We start from the raw sequence: 13,502 nt of genomic DNA on the forward strand, positions 1-13,502 counted from the left end.
TTTCTCACTGGAACCAGTGTTCACGTGCTTTCATGATCAACGCCTTAGCGGCATCCTCTTCCATACCGGTCATTTCGACCAGTTCATCTACAGCCAGCTCCGCGAGGTCGTCGCGGGTCTGAATCTGGTGCTCGGCGAGCTTGGCCAGCAGCTCGTTGTCCATGCCGTCGAGACTCTTCAGATCGAGCGCGACGCCTTCGACTTTCTCTTCGTTGGCGATGGCCATCGTGAGCAGCGCGTCACGCGAGCGATTACGCAGCTCGTGCACGGTGTCTTCGTCGAAGGCTTCGATTTCGAGCATTTCGTTGAGCGGCACGTAGGCGATTTCTTCGAGGCTCGTGAAGCCTTCGTCGATCAGGATGTCGGCGACTTCTTCGTCCACATCCAGACGCGCCATGAACAGCTCGCGCAACTTGCCACGCTCTTCGTTCTGTTTCAACGCCGATTCGTCCGGCGTCATGATATTGATTTGCCAGCCCGTGAGCTCGCTGGCGAGCCTGACGTTCTGGCCGGCGCGGCCGATGGCGACCGCGAGTTCGTTCTCGTCCACGACGACGTCCATCGCGTGCTTTTCTTCATCGACGACGATGGACTGGACGGCTGCCGGCGCAAGGGCGCCGATCACGAACTGCGCGGGATCTTCCGACCATAGCACGATGTCGACGTTCTCGCCACCGAGCTCGTTGCGCACGGCCTGCACGCGCGAACCGCGGATGCCGACGCAGGTACCGATCGGGTCGATGCGCTTGTCGTAGGCGATCACCCCGATTTTCGCACGCACGCCGGGATCGCGCGCGGCGGCCTTGATTTCGAGCAGGCCCTGTTCGATTTCCGGCACTTCGAGTTCGAAGAGCTTCATCAGGAATTCGGGCGCGGTGCGCGAGAGCTCGATCTGCGGACCGCGCGCGGTGCGGTCGACCTTCGCGATGTACGCGCGCACGCGGTCGCCCACGCGCAGGTTTTCCTTCGGAATCAGCTGGTCGCGGCGCAGCAGCGCTTCCACGCGGCCCGATTCGACGATGAAGTTGCCCTTGTCCAGGCGCTTCACCGAGCCGGTCATGATCTTTTCGCCGCGCTCGAGGAAGTCGTTCAGGATCTGCTCGCGCTCGGCGTCGCGCACCTTCTGCAGAATGACCTGCTTGGCGGCCTGCGCGCCGATGCGGCCGAATTCGATCGACGGAATCGGCTCCTCGATGAAGTCGTCGATTTGCGCGTCCGGCTTCTGCTCTTTCGCTTCGAACAGCAGGATTTCCTGATCCGGCTCCTGCAGGCCGGCCTCGTCCGGCACCACGCGCCAGCGGCGGAAAGTTTCGTGCTCGCCGCTTTCACGGTCGATCGCGACGCGGATATCCACGTCTTCCTCGAAGAGCTTCTTCGTAGCGGAAGCAAGCGCAGCTTCCAGGGCTGCGTACACGACGTCCTTGTTGACGTTCTTTTCGCGTGCCAGCGCATCCGCCAGCATCAGTACTTCGCGACTCATTGTTTGCGGCTCCTAAAGTCAACCTTGGGGACGAGACGAGCTTTATCGAGGTCCGCGAGCGTGAAATCCAGCATCGCGGCGCCGTCCTTCCCTTCAAATTCCAATCCGATCTTGTCGCCTTCGGGGGCGTGCAGGATGCCGCGGAACGATTTGCGTCCGTCCAGCGGCTTTTTCAATGTAATGGAGACTTCGCTTCCCGCGAAGCGCTCGAAATCGGCGAGCTTCTTGAGCGGGCGGTCGAGCCCCGGCGACGAAACCTCGAGCCGGTCGTAGTCGATGTTCTCGACTTCGAGCAGGTATTGGAGCTGGCGCGTGACCTTCTCGCAGTCTTCGATGGCGATACCGGCCGGCTGGTCGATATACACACGCAACATGCCGCCTCCCGAACGCTCGAGATCGACAAGCTCGTAGCCCAGGCCCGAGACCGTGGTTTCTATCAATTCCGTCAGTTGCACAGTAACTCCAAGGTGTTCGCGCGCTCCACGCCGAAAACACCTGCGGGCGAGCGCCTCTCATGCGGGCGCGCACCCCTCTCTCCCGAGATGCCGAACCGAAAAGCCAAAAAAAAATGGGCGCAACGCCCATCTTTTTCAACCGAGATCGCACTCAGGGCAGAAAGAAAACTACGTGCCCAGCGACTTCATGATTTTAGCCATTTTTCAGGATAAACGCAAACGTAAAGCGCGCTTTCGAGCCTGTTGAAGCCCGTTTCGCACCAATTCCGCCTGCGTGGTCCCCGAACCGAAGCGCACGATTTTGCACCGCCGAAAGCGCGGCCGGGCGGGTTGCTTCGCCCAAACCCTGCTTCACGGCAGCTTTTTTGCACTTCGTACGCTTCCCGTTCGCTCAACGACCGCGCGAGCGATTACGCGCGCCGCGGCCTGCGCCGGCCTTGCCCTGCCCCGCGCCTTGCTGCGCGCCGCCCTGACGATTGCCACGCTGCGCGTTGCCGCCGGCCGTGCGCTTGCCCGCACCGCCGCCCATGCCCTGCGGCGCGCCTTGCGGGCGGGCGCCGCGCGGGGCCGGACGGGCGCCATTCGCACGATTGCCGTTCGGTTCGTTGCCGATGCGGTTGCCGTTCGGTTCGCGTCCGCCGCGACGGCCCGTGCCGCCGGCGTTGCCGGGACCTGCATTGCCGCCCCCGAAACCGCCCATGCCGCCCAGTCCGAAGCTGCCCGGCATGCCGCCGCCCGGCTGACCGCGCCGGCCGCCGCGTCCCGGCGTCTGCTGCGTCATGCGCGAATGCGAACTCAGCACCGGCTCGCGCGTGATGAAGCCCATCGACGTCTGCATCGGATCGGGTTGCACGCGCGGCGCGGCGCTGCGTCCGCCCTTCTCGGCCGTGGGCACTTTCAGCCCGACCGATTCCAGCAGGCTGCGCACCTGATTGTCTTCGAGCTCTTCCCAGCGGCCGCGCTTGAGTCCGCGCGGCAGGGCGATCGGACCGTGACGCGTGCGGATCAGCCGGCTCACCATGAGTCCTGCCGCTTCGAACATGCGGCGCACTTCGCGATTGCGGCCTTCCGCCAGCGCGACGTGATACCAGTGATTCGTGCCCTCGCCGCCGCCGTCCTGGATACGCAGGAAGTTTGCGGGACCGTCGTCGAGTTCGACGCCTTTCAGCAATTTCTGCTTCATCGCTTCCGACAACTGGCCGACCACACGCACCGCGTATTCACGCTCGACGCTGTAGCGCGGATGCATGAAGCGGTTCGCCAGATCGCCCGAGGTCGTGAGCAGCAGCAGGCCTTCGGTGTTGAAGTCGAGACGCCCGACCGCGAGCCACTTGGCGGTTTTCATCGACGGCAGCTTGTCGAACACGGACGGACGGCCTTCCGGGTCCGCATGGCTGACGATCTCGCCCGTCGGCTTGTGATACAGCAGGATGCGCGGCGGCTTGCTCGCGAGCTTGCGCTTGAGCGGCTTGCCGTTGATGCGCACCTGGTCCGTCGGCATGATGCGCTGGCCGATGTGCGCCGGCTCGCCATTCACCGATACCCGCCCGGCGATGATCAGTTCTTCCATGTCGCGGCGCGAGCCCATGCCCGCGTCGGCGAGCACCTTGTGCAGCTTCGGCGCGTCTTCGTCCGGTTCCAGCACGCGCTTTTGCTGGGGCGCATTGCGGCCACGGCGCAGCATCGGCGCGCGCACGCCGCCCGAGCCGTTGTCGGCGTCGAAGGCGGGCGAGGTCACGTAGGCGAAGACATCGTCGACGGCGGCGTGCGCGGCGCTCTCGACCGTCGCGGGGCCCGCGTCGTTGCGCTTGCCGCCGCGCTTTTGCTGCGCGCTCTTGCGCTGTCCGCCTTCGCGGGGCGCGGGCGCGGCGGCCTGCGCCACGGCTTCGTCGGGTGCGCCGGCGCCGGCCTCGGCGGCCTCGGGGCGCGCGTTCTTGCGGCCACGCGGATTCGCGCCTTCGCTCTTGCGCGTCCGTGCGTTCGGATCCTTGCGCGGCGTGCGCACCTGCGCGGCGACGACGCCATCGGGCGGCGTCTCGTTCACCGCGCCCGGAGCCGCGGGTTCGCCCTCGCCGCCCTTGGTCTTTGCGACAGCGCGTCGCCGCGCGATCAGGCTGCGCGGTCCGCGGCGCAGTCCGCGACGCGGACGGTCATCGCCCTCGCCGCCTTCCTCGGTGCGATCGGTGCGCGTGCGTTCGCCGGCGTCGGCCGACTCAGGGGCGTCCGCGGCGTGCACGGGGCGCGCGGATTCGGGCGAATCGCTGTCGTGGGAGTGTGTCAAAACAACCTCAAATGTCGAATCGCGCGCCCGTCGCGGGCGCGTCTAAAAATCCGCTGATCGCACCGGCTGGTCGTCTCGAAATGATCTTTATGGAGAGCCGGTTTGCGAAATCAGGGGCCATGCAATCTGCGTCAGGCGCGGCGCGCCCTCGGTTCTTCGGAGTCGTCGTCCAGTTCGTCGTCGTTCGATGGACTCGTGTCTTCCTGCTCTTCACGCGGCATCGGCATGGGCGCGGCCTGCGCCTCATGCACGTCGGGCGCATCTTGCGCGGCGCTCGACGGTTGCGCGTGAATCCCGGTTGGCAATGCGGCGCGCTCATCCTGCGCGTGCGCATGTTCCGATCCGGGCGTGTCCTGCGGTTCTTCTGTCTCTTCTTGGTCGGCGGCAATCGCAACGGCCATGCTCGTACCGCGCTGATCGCTGTCGGGCGTCGCGGCTTCGGCCGGCGCAACCGCCTCGAGAGCGTTGACCTGCGCGGCGGCGTCGCGTTCCCCAACGGCCGGCGTTTCCTGCGGCTCGCTCGCCACGGGTTGCGCATCCCCCGCCACGCTGTCGGGGAATTCGATCGAATGCTGCGCGAGCAACGATGCTTCCAGTTGCGCCGACGGATTGTCCAGCGCGGGCAGCTCGTCGAGCGCGGTCAGGCCGAGGTCGTCGAGGAACTGCTTGGTCGTCGCGTAGAGCGCCGGGCGGCCCGGCACGTCGCGATGACCGATCACTTCGATCCAGCCACGGTCTTCGAGCTGCTTCACGACCTGCGTGTTGACCGTCACGCCGCGAATCTCTTCGATATCGCCCCGCGTTACCGGCTGCCGATACGCAATGATCGCCAGCGTTTCGAGTACGGCCCGCGAATACTTGGGCGGCTTCTCCGGATGCAGCCGGTCGAGATAGGTCCGCATCGCGGGCTTGCTCTGAAAGCGCCAGCCCGAAGCGAGCGCCACCAGTTCCACGCCGCGGCCCGACCAGTCGGCCTTGAGCGCTTCGAGCAGCGCGCGCACGGTATCCGCCGAAATGTCGTCGGCGAAGAGCTTGCGCAATTCATTCAGCCTGAGCGGTTCCTGCGCGCAGATCAAAGCAGTCTCGAGGACGATCTTCGCCTCTTGGGTATTCATGCAGCTTGAGTCAACCCTGTATGGTCAATGATTCAATTCAAAACGAGCTTGCGCGGGACCGAACGCAACCAAAATGGTGCGAACGATAAAACTGGACGCGGAGTTTCAAGACGCGCTCGCCCGATTGTAATCGGTCATATTGATTGGGAGCACGCACCGGGGAGAGGCGTATCGGGCGATCGGTGAGCGAATCGCGGGGCCACCCCAGCCGGACGAGGTGGCGCTTTCATAGGCGAAAGCGCGTGACTGAGCGCCATATTACGCAAAAACAACCGGGGCGTAAAGGTGATCGATTGATCACGCCCGGGCTCACTCGACGCCAGCTCCGCATGCCTGACGCCGAGCAGTGAGTTTCAGGCGGCGGCGCGCGACGCCAGGAAGCGCCGCAGACGCTCGACGCCAGCGTCGAGCCGCGCGGGGTCGCACGCGTAGCACCAGCGCACGAAGCCTTCGCCCTCCGGACCGAACGCGCTGCCCGGCGCGAGCCCGAGACCGGCTTTGCGCACGAGCGCCTTGCACAGGTCGAGACTGTTTCGCGCTCCCGGCAGCGAAAAGAACACGTACATCGCGCCGTCGGGGGCGCGCACATCGACGCCGTCGATCGTCTGCAAGGCCTTCACGAGATGATCGCGACTCGCGCGCAGATCGGCGACGAGCGCCTCTGTGAAACGCCCGCCTTCCTCGACCGCGACGACGCCCGCCTGCTGCACGAACGACGGCGCGCACGAGGTGTTGTATTCGACGAGCTTGCCGAGATCGTCCATCAGTTGCGTCGGCGCGACGAGCCAGCCGAGCCGCCAGCCCGTCATGAGCCACGCCTTCGAGAACGAATTCACCGCGATCACGCGTTCGTCGCGCGCGGCGAGATCGAGAAAGGACGGCGCCGCCTGGCCGGGCGCGCCGTCGCCGTAATACAGGCGTTCGTAGACCTCGTCGGCGACGATCCAGATGCCATGACGCCGGCAATGGTCGAGCACGATGCGCTGCTCGTCGCGCGTCATCGTCCAGCCGGTCGGGTTGTTCGGCGAGTTGATCATCAGCATGCGCGTGCCCGGCGTGAGCGCGGCGAGCAGGCGTTCGAGATCGAGCGTCCAGCCGCGCGGGCCGTAGTCGAGCGCAACCGTGTCGACGCTCGCGCCCAGAATCTTCGGGATCTCGACAAGGTTCGGCCACAGCGGCGTCACCGCGACGACGCGATCGCCCGCGCTCGCGACGAGTTGCGCGGCGAGCATCAGCGCGTTCACGCCGGCGCTCGTCACGGCGATGTGCTCACGCCCGGTCGGGCCGTGCAGCGCGCTCACGTAACGGGCGAGCGCATCGCGCAGCGGCGCGATGCCGAGATTGTGCGTGTAGAAGGTCGCGCCGTCGGCGAGCGCGCGGCTCGCGGCATCGCGAATGAACTGCGGCGTCACGCGATCGGATTCGCCGAACCAGAAAGGCAGCACGTCCGCAATGCCGAAGCCCGCGTTCGCGACCTCGCGGATTTGCGACGGCCGCAGCGCGCGCACGGCGTCGCGCGCATTCGGCGCACCCGCTCCGTGGGCGCCCGCCAGTTGGCTCAGTTCGCTGATCACCGCCCCTTCCGATTCACTCATCGCCGGCCCCGTCGACTTGTCTAAAAAATGAAGTCTAACGCGCGCGCCCTCTTTTCGAGATGTGAAGACGCGTCATTCGAGGTCTTCCGCACGTCTCGGCAGTGACGCGATCAGCGACCAGACGGACTCCGCCGCGGGCGAGAGCGAGCGATCCCGCCGCCGCACGAGCTCCACGGTGCGCTCGGCGCGCGGCTCGATCGGCAGCGCGACGAGGGACGATTCCGCCGGAAGCGGCAGCGCGAGCCACGGCAGAACGCTCACGCCGACGCCCGCCTCGACGAGCCCGAATACCGTCGCCGAATGCCCGAGTTCCTGCACGACCTGCGCTTCGACGCCGTGCTCCTGCATGACGGCGTCGATGATCGGCCGGCTGCCGGACGCATGATCGAGCATCACGAGGCGCTCGCCGGCGAGCGCTTCCCACGGGACCGCCGTTTCGCGCCCGAGCGGATGATCGCGCCGCGCCACGAGACAGAAGGAATCCGTCATCACGGGTTCGCCGTGCAATTCATCCGATGAAAACGGGCCGATCACGACGCCGAAATCGACCTCGCCGGATTTCACCTTGCGCAGGACATCGGATTGCACGTCGTCGCGCAGGCTTAGCGTCACGAGCGGAAATTGCCGCATGCAGGATGCAATAACGCGCGGCATCAGCCGGCAGGCCACCGTCGGGCTCGCCGCGACGATCACGCGTCCGCGCCGCTGCTGGCTCAGATCGCGCACTTCGCGCAGCGCTTCGTCGAGGTCGGCCAGAAGGCGCGATACGGTGCCGACGAGGTTCAGGCCGACGTCGGTCAGTTGCACCTCGCGCGTGGTCCGGTCGATGAGCTTCAGGCCCATCTCGCCTTCCAGTTCGCGCACGCACCGGCTGACGGCCGACTGGGTGAGACCGATCTCGTCGCCCGCGCGACTGAAGCTGCGCAGCCTGGAAACTTCGATGAAGACGCGCAGTTGCCGCAGCGTCACGTTAAAAGGCGCGTTCATTCGGAATGTTCATCAATGACACTGCTCTATGAGAAATCGTAACAGAGAAATGATCCGACTTGAGGCGCGAACGTACGTTTCGCTGCAGTGCAGCAGATTGCGGAAACGCACGTCAGATGGGCCTATTGCACTTGATTGGTGATTGTCCCGATTTCTTAATCAGTCTGTTTCGGGTCTGATACGGGCCATGCTGGCATCGCGTCAGCCTACTGCCATGCGGGTCTCCCGGATTTCGCGACATGCATGGCACGGTTCTCGCATTTCATTGCGCACAGAAGTCGGAGTCAAACGCGGTTACATCGAACAACGTCCGCCGCAACCGCTCCGGCCTTCCCTGGTATTCGTTCATCGGATTCCGACCAGAGTGCGCGGCGCGGGGCAGCGCACCGGGGTTAGCTTCGCTGAGGTGAGATATGGTGCTGTTCGACGATTTGAGAGATAACGAGTGGGCGCTGGTTGAGGCATTGTTTTGTGCCGAGCCGGCCCGTAGCGAACGGCGTGGACGTCCGCGCGTCGAGGCGCGCGCCGTGGTCAACGCGGTTCTGTGGGTATTGTCGACGGGCGAAGGCTGGTCGAAGCTGCCCGGGCGGTATCCTTCGCCCCCGACCTGCCGCCGTCGCTTCGACGAATGGCAGGCGGACGGCACGCTGGCCGAGATCGTGAAGCGCCTTTCCAGCAACGGCCGCGAGGTGTCGCTGCGCGGGCGCATCGGATCGAGCGCCGCGAAGCCGCCTGCGCCGCCGAGCCGCGACCGCCTGCGTGGCGCTTTCTGGACCAACCCGGAATCCTGGCGCGCACCGGCCAAGATGGCCTGAGTGATTTCGCTTGCAGCACCGAGACCGGCGCTCGCCGGTCTCGCTCGACATGTCAGTTCTCGTGTGGGCCGCGGCCTGCGCGCATCTCCACTTATTCCGCACGACGCGCCCGGTCACGCTTTAACACAGCGGCGCGCCGCGCGTCCTGCACGAAACAACTCTTTACCATTCCTTACAGCGCCCTGGCGGCTCGAAGCTTAGCGTGGTGGTGATCGAACAAGCCTCACAAAGGCTTCGAGGATTTCGCCATGAAGGCATCGACTCTGCTCGTCAATGGCGCTCTTGCCGCACTCACGAGCACCGCGGCGATGAGCCAGGCCCAGCCGCCGCCTCCGGCATCCGATTTTCATGTGAGCACGAAGGCGTCGATGGCCGCTTCGCAGAATGCCGGCCGCGCGCGCGATGCGTCGCCGCCCGCGCCGCGCGGCGATCTGCGCGGCGACATCGCGAGTAACGTGCGCGCTCGCCCCGATTCGGATCGCGACGGGCGTTCCCGGCATCATTAAGCGCGTAGCGCGAGGTGGTTGCGCACTTGCGCGGAACCACTGCGGCGCATGTCAGTCACACCCTATGCCATGAGCACAGCGTGGCAACAGTGAGATCCGGTCTGCCCGTGTCCTTCGCGATACGGGCATTTTTTTGCTGGCTAGCGTAGGCCGATCGTCGGCGTCTTTCATACGGCGACAAGGCCCCCTCGACCCATGCGTCGACCGTCGACCGCACCCGGCAGTATCAGACGCGCGCCTCCAGAACCGCTTCCTGACCGCCAAAGGTGTAACGTTCCGAGCGGCGCAAATCCCAGTCGGTGGAGCGCTCGTCGCGGGAGAGCCGCGAGAATTCCTGCTTGCCGCGATCGGTGACGACCGCGATATCGACCGGCGCATGGAATCCGGGCGCGGGAGCCACGGTGCGTTGCCGGGCGAGCTCGAGCAGTCCGAGCGCGCGCAGAAGATCGAAAACGTTGGGGCGTTTCGCCCAGGGAACCTGACGATACTGCGCTCGGCGAAGTGCTTCGAGTACAACTTCGTTGGAATACGTGGTCATCTCGTTCTTTCTTCCTGTGCAGCCATGACGACGCTCGTGACGGTCGCAAGACGGTCCGCGACGTCGACTAAACGCGGCGCGCCGAATTTCGTCTGCCAGGTGAATTCATGCAGTCGAATGTTTGGCCGCCGCTTGCGTTAGGTGCTGCTTTCTATTACAAGCCCCCGTTGACAGCGCGCTGATCACGCGCTTTGCTGCGACACCCCGCCGATGCGTTCCGAAGCACGCGATGACGGAACGAATTGCCCTAAAACCAATACGTTACCCCAATCAAATTGGTTTCATTCACTTTATTGCTGCTTTTTTTTGCACTATTCGCGCTGTGGCGACGCCGCCGCATGCAAATCGCCATCGTCGTGGCGGGGCTTGTGTGGGCCATCGGCTCGGGATGGTTCGCCAATCCTCTGCTCGATCTCGCCCAGCTCGGCTATCGTTACACGGACATGCCGACGTTCGCGCCGAAGACGACAATCGTGCTCATGGGCGCCGGCACCAGCCGCCGCGCGTCGGGCCTCGTTCCGAAGTCCGATGCGATGCCGCGCATCGCGGCCGTGGCGACGCTTTATCGGCAGTGCCGCGAAACCGGCGCGTCCTGCAAGGTGATCCTGAGCGGGGGCGATCCGCAGGATCACGGGCAAGCCGAAGCCGACAATTACGCGCCCTACGTGCTCGCGCTGGGCGTGCCTTCAGAGGATCTCGTGCGCGAGAACCAGAGCCTCAACACGTACGAAAACGCACGTAACGTGGCGAACATTCTGGGCCCTTCACATGACAATCGTTTGATCCTCGTCACATCCGCCTACCACATGCGGCGCTCGGTGCGCGCTTTCGAGGCGTTCGGCTATGCGCCCGTGCCTTATGTCTCGGATGTGCGGCATTACGGCGTCACGCTCTTGCCGCATAGGTGGGGCTTCTCGAACAGCGAACTCGCCTTGCACGAACTCGTCGGACTCGCGCGTTTCGACGTGTATCGCTGGCTGCATCTCTATTGAAGCAGTTGTGACCGGACATCTGCAATAGTAAGCAGTCTGAAATAACTGGAGCTTTGCGCGTCATCATGAACTGCTGACTGCAAATGAACGCGCGACACACCGATGCCCGATTCCGGGCTTATGATTGAGATTGTCTGACCGTCGGGCGCGGCGTCCGCGCCGACGGCTCGCGCTGCAGCGGGAGCGTTTTTTGCTCAGACTGACACCGTCGTTCCACCGGATCGGACAGGCGATTCCCGGGTTCAACTGCTATTAGGAGGTAAAAATGAAGAAAGTGTCCCTGGCTGTTCTGTTGTCCCTTGGCGTGGTCGCATCGGGCGCATTTGCCCAGAGCGATCAAGGCGTGACGATGAGCACCGATCCTTCGAAGATCGCTGACATCGAATCGCGCGCGCAGACTCTGCAATCGCAGCAGGACAACATGCAAAACACGCGCACGCAGACGCCTTCTCACAAATCGACGCATCACAAGAAGTCGCACAGCAAGCCGATGTCCAGCTCCGGCCAATAACGCCGGGCTCGATGTAGCGGCTGTACTTGCTCGGGCGCGGGGCCAATCACGCCGCCCTGGAGTCGACACACCGGCTTCAGGGCGGCGCGAGCATTTTCACGTGTGGCGCGCCGCCGTTACGCTCGCGTCGCGCGATGCGTGACCCAGTCGCCACTCTCGATGCGCGGCAAACCTGAGACGGCCGAGGCCGCGACCGGGTAGATCAGGCAGTCGATCCTGTCTTTCGTCCCCTCCACATCCACTTCGACATGCAGACGATGCGCGCGGAATAGCCCTTCCACGCCGGGATACACGTCCTCGATTTCATCGAGCACGGGCACGAGCGCATCCTCGATCCGATACACGTCGCCGCGAATGGGTGCTCCCTCCTCGTCGATCACGAGTCCCGGATACGTGCCGAAGTCGAAGAGCCGACCCCGGACGTGCGCCGCGCCGATACATTCGGGCGTCGCAATCGCGTGCCGCTCGGCCGCGCGGCTGATATCGTTGACCTCGCCCGCTCGCAGCGTGCCGTAGACAAAAACGTATTGCATCGGGAATCGCGCTCCTGTTATCCGAAAGTTGACCAATGGCATTATGCGCTGCACTTTCGGCTAACATCGGGCGTGAAACACATCATCCGAACGAACATGCCCACGTTTGTCGAATCGAGATCGTCGAGCGAAGAAGTCGAACATCTCGACATCCCCATCGAGCATTCGCCGACGCTCGATCATCCGATTCGCGTGCGCTCGCGGCCGGTTCCCTACGGCGTGCGCATCGCGCTGCATACGCATCCGTGGGCGCAGGTCGCCTATACGTCGCGCGGCGTGCTGCGCGTCGCGACCGTCGATTCGACGTGGATGGTGCCGCCTTCGCGCGCGATCTGGGTACCGCCCAACGTTACGCATGAGGTCGTGATCGTCGAGGACGCGTATCTTCGCACGCTGTACGTCGATGCTAGCGTCGTCCCGGCCGGGCTCGGCGCGTGCCGGGTCGTCGAGGTGTCTCCGCTCCTGCGCGAGGTGATCGCCGCGCTCGACGAAGAGTCGATCTCCCGGCAGCGCGAACGGCTGCTTGGCACGCTCGCGCTCGATGAGATCATCCGTTCGCAGCCGCTGCCGCTCTCCGTGCCGATGCCCAACGAGAAGCGCCTGCGTGCGCTGTGCAACGCCGTGCTGGCCGATCCGTCGCACTCGGATCTCGAACGATGGTCCTCGGAAGCCGGCGCAAGCACGCGCACGATCGCGCGGCTCTTTCGGCGTGAACTGGGCGTGAGTTTTTCGCAATGGCGTCAGCAAGCCGTGCTCGCGCGGGCAATTCCCCTGCTGAGTCAGGGGCGCCCGCTCGCGCAAGTGGCGCGCGAACTGGGCTATCAGAGTCAGAGCGCCTTCTCCGCGATGTTCCGCCGTGCGTTCGGTGAAAGCCCGCGCGCATTTTTCGCGCGTGACGGCGGCGACAATCGTGATGGACGTGAGGAACGCGATACGGACGGCGCCTAGCACACGCCCGACGCGCTTCGATCAGATGCGCCGGACCATGTGACGGATCGCGCCGAGTTGCGCGAGGCGCGGCCCGGCCGGCCGGTAGCCGAGACGTATGTAGAGACGCGCCGCCGGGTTATCGACGAACACGCGCAACTGACACTCGGCGAGCCCACGCGCCCTCGCCCAGCGATGCGCGGTGTTGAGCAGGAATGTGCCCGCGCCGCGCCCGCGATATCCCTGCGCGATCTGCACGTCGCGGATATGCAGCGAATTGTCTTCCTCGGTCACACGCATGACGCCGATCGGCATGCCGTCGGCCTGAAGGATGAAGTTCTCGGATTCGCGCCAGCTGGACAGAAAGAGATCGCCGCGCCAGACGAGGTTGTGACGCCGGTAATAGCCGACCATGTTGTCGTGCGTGAGCGCTTCGGCGAAGGCGAAGTCCGCCATGGTCGCCTGGCGCAGTTGGTAGAGCGAGAGGTCTTCGGTCGGGTCGAGCATCGCACGGGCACGCGAACAAGTGCCTAAACACTAAGGCAGCGCGCGCGGGCTTGCAATGGGCTTATTGCCGTCGAGTGCGGATGGAACGTGTACGAAAGGGCGTTCGCCCGATTGACGGCGACTGCGCCGGGAATGAAATGGCCAAAAAAAATCCAGCCCGAAGGCTGGATTTTCTACGACTTTTGGCGGAGCGGACGGGACTCGAACCCGCGACCCCCGGCGTGACAGGCCGGTATTCTAACCAACTGAACTACCGCTCC

The 13,502-nt window shown here is 64.6% G+C and carries 14 protein-coding genes and 1 tRNA gene; 5 read left to right on the plus strand and 10 right to left on the minus strand.

Annotation, left to right across the window (positions count from 1 at the left end; all coding sequences use genetic code 11):
- Nucleotides 1–4: 4 nt before the first annotated feature.
- The 6 genes from nusA to AWB70_RS32230 form a co-directional block, all read right to left on the minus strand.
- Nucleotides 5–1,480: a transcription termination factor NusA gene (gene nusA, locus AWB70_RS32205; protein WP_014191693.1), complete on the minus strand. Its 1,476-nt coding sequence runs from the start codon at nt 1,478–1,480 to the stop codon at nt 5–7.
- Nucleotides 1,477–1,935 (minus strand): ribosome maturation factor RimP, encoded by a 459-nt coding sequence (gene rimP / locus AWB70_RS32210; protein WP_014191694.1) that lies wholly within the window; start codon nt 1,933–1,935, stop codon nt 1,477–1,479. Before rimP ends, nusA begins: the two co-directional genes overlap by 4 nt.
- A 391-nt stretch (nt 1,936–2,326) precedes the next feature.
- Nucleotides 2,327–4,216, minus strand: coding sequence for a 23S rRNA pseudouridine(2605) synthase RluB (gene rluB / locus AWB70_RS32215; RefSeq protein ID WP_053568380.1), 1,890 nt, complete (start codon nt 4,214–4,216; stop codon nt 2,327–2,329).
- 131 nt (nt 4,217–4,347) lie between these two features.
- Nucleotides 4,348–5,331, minus strand: coding sequence for an SMC-Scp complex subunit ScpB (gene scpB, locus AWB70_RS32220; RefSeq protein WP_053568381.1), 984 nt, complete (start codon nt 5,329–5,331; stop codon nt 4,348–4,350).
- A gap of 353 nt (nt 5,332–5,684) precedes the next feature.
- Nucleotides 5,685–6,926 carry a pyridoxal phosphate-dependent aminotransferase gene (locus AWB70_RS32225; RefSeq protein ID WP_053568382.1) on the minus strand — a complete coding sequence of 414 codons (1,242 nt, stop codon included), beginning with the start codon at nt 6,924–6,926 and terminating at the stop codon, nt 5,685–5,687.
- 72 nt (nt 6,927–6,998) lie between these two features.
- Nucleotides 6,999–7,913, minus strand: coding sequence for a LysR family transcriptional regulator (locus AWB70_RS32230; RefSeq protein ID WP_014191698.1), 915 nt, complete (start codon nt 7,911–7,913; stop codon nt 6,999–7,001).
- Nucleotides 7,914–8,326: 413 nt separating this feature from the next.
- On the opposite strand from AWB70_RS32230, the gene AWB70_RS32235 reads away from it, so the two are divergent.
- A complete protein-coding gene (locus tag AWB70_RS32235) occupies nt 8,327–8,728 on the plus strand; it encodes a transposase (protein WP_014191699.1) in 402 nt (133 codons plus the stop codon).
- Between the two features lie 248 nt (nt 8,729–8,976).
- Nucleotides 8,977–9,234 (plus strand): hypothetical protein, encoded by a 258-nt coding sequence (locus AWB70_RS32240; protein WP_053568383.1) that lies wholly within the window; start codon nt 8,977–8,979, stop codon nt 9,232–9,234.
- A 226-nt stretch (nt 9,235–9,460) separates the two neighbouring features.
- Here AWB70_RS32240 and AWB70_RS32245 read toward each other — a convergent pair whose 3' ends face one another.
- Nucleotides 9,461–9,772, minus strand: coding sequence for a hypothetical protein (locus tag AWB70_RS32245; protein WP_014191701.1), 312 nt, complete (start codon nt 9,770–9,772; stop codon nt 9,461–9,463).
- A gap of 338 nt (nt 9,773–10,110) precedes the next feature.
- Here AWB70_RS32245 and AWB70_RS32250 point away from each other — a divergent pair, with 338 nt between their 5' ends.
- Together AWB70_RS32250 and AWB70_RS32255 are read left to right on the plus strand one after the other, a co-directional pair.
- On the plus strand, nt 10,111–10,764 hold the full coding sequence (locus tag AWB70_RS32250; protein WP_053568384.1) for a YdcF family protein: 654 nt from the start codon (nt 10,111–10,113) through the stop codon (nt 10,762–10,764).
- Nucleotides 10,765–11,029: 265 nt separating this feature from the next.
- Nucleotides 11,030–11,275 (plus strand): hypothetical protein, encoded by a 246-nt coding sequence (locus tag AWB70_RS32255; protein WP_014191703.1) that lies wholly within the window; start codon nt 11,030–11,032, stop codon nt 11,273–11,275.
- A 116-nt stretch (nt 11,276–11,391) separates the two neighbouring features.
- Here the strand turns inward: AWB70_RS32255 and AWB70_RS32260 are convergent, their stop codons facing one another.
- Nucleotides 11,392–11,808, minus strand: coding sequence for a gamma-glutamylcyclotransferase family protein (locus AWB70_RS32260; RefSeq protein WP_014191704.1), 417 nt, complete (start codon nt 11,806–11,808; stop codon nt 11,392–11,394).
- Nucleotides 11,809–11,904: 96 nt separating this feature from the next.
- On the opposite strand from AWB70_RS32260, the gene AWB70_RS32265 reads away from it, so the two are divergent.
- Nucleotides 11,905–12,756, plus strand: coding sequence for an AraC family transcriptional regulator (locus tag AWB70_RS32265; RefSeq protein ID WP_045450749.1), 852 nt, complete (start codon nt 11,905–11,907; stop codon nt 12,754–12,756).
- 21 nt (nt 12,757–12,777) lie between these two features.
- Here AWB70_RS32265 and AWB70_RS32270 read toward each other — a convergent pair whose 3' ends face one another.
- Nucleotides 12,778–13,242, minus strand: coding sequence for a GNAT family N-acetyltransferase (locus AWB70_RS32270; RefSeq protein WP_014191706.1), 465 nt, complete (start codon nt 13,240–13,242; stop codon nt 12,778–12,780).
- A 183-nt stretch (nt 13,243–13,425) separates the two neighbouring features.
- A tRNA-Asp gene (locus AWB70_RS32275) sits at nt 13,426–13,502 on the minus strand.

It is taken from the genome of Caballeronia cordobensis, assembly GCF_001544575.2.
Taxonomy (GTDB): domain Bacteria; phylum Pseudomonadota; class Gammaproteobacteria; order Burkholderiales; family Burkholderiaceae; genus Caballeronia; species Caballeronia cordobensis.

Excerpts from the sequence above, each read along its gene's own strand:
- nusA (WP_014191693.1), bottom strand. The coding sequence starts at position 1,480 with ATGAGTCGCGAAGTACTGATGCTGGCGGATGCGCTGGCACGCGAAAAG.
- scpB (WP_053568381.1), bottom strand. The coding sequence starts at position 5,331 with ATGAATACCCAAGAGGCGAAGATCGTCCTCGAGACTGCTTTGATCTGC.
- AWB70_RS32225 (WP_053568382.1), bottom strand. The coding sequence starts at position 6,926 with ATGAGTGAATCGGAAGGGGCGGTGATCAGCGAACTGAGCCAACTGGCG.
- AWB70_RS32230 (WP_014191698.1), bottom strand. The coding sequence starts at position 7,913 with ATGAACGCGCCTTTTAACGTGACGCTGCGGCAACTGCGCGTCTTCATC.
- AWB70_RS32235 (WP_014191699.1), top strand. The coding sequence starts at position 8,327 with ATGGTGCTGTTCGACGATTTGAGAGATAACGAGTGGGCGCTGGTTGAG.
- AWB70_RS32240 (WP_053568383.1), top strand. The coding sequence starts at position 8,977 with ATGAAGGCATCGACTCTGCTCGTCAATGGCGCTCTTGCCGCACTCACG.
- AWB70_RS32245 (WP_014191701.1), bottom strand. The coding sequence starts at position 9,772 with ATGACCACGTATTCCAACGAAGTTGTACTCGAAGCACTTCGCCGAGCG.
- AWB70_RS32250 (WP_053568384.1), top strand. The coding sequence starts at position 10,111 with ATGCAAATCGCCATCGTCGTGGCGGGGCTTGTGTGGGCCATCGGCTCG.
- AWB70_RS32255 (WP_014191703.1), top strand. The coding sequence starts at position 11,030 with ATGAAGAAAGTGTCCCTGGCTGTTCTGTTGTCCCTTGGCGTGGTCGCA.
- AWB70_RS32260 (WP_014191704.1), bottom strand. The coding sequence starts at position 11,808 with ATGCAATACGTTTTTGTCTACGGCACGCTGCGAGCGGGCGAGGTCAAC.
- AWB70_RS32265 (WP_045450749.1), top strand. The coding sequence starts at position 11,905 with ATGCCCACGTTTGTCGAATCGAGATCGTCGAGCGAAGAAGTCGAACAT.
- AWB70_RS32270 (WP_014191706.1), bottom strand. The coding sequence starts at position 13,242 with ATGCTCGACCCGACCGAAGACCTCTCGCTCTACCAACTGCGCCAGGCG.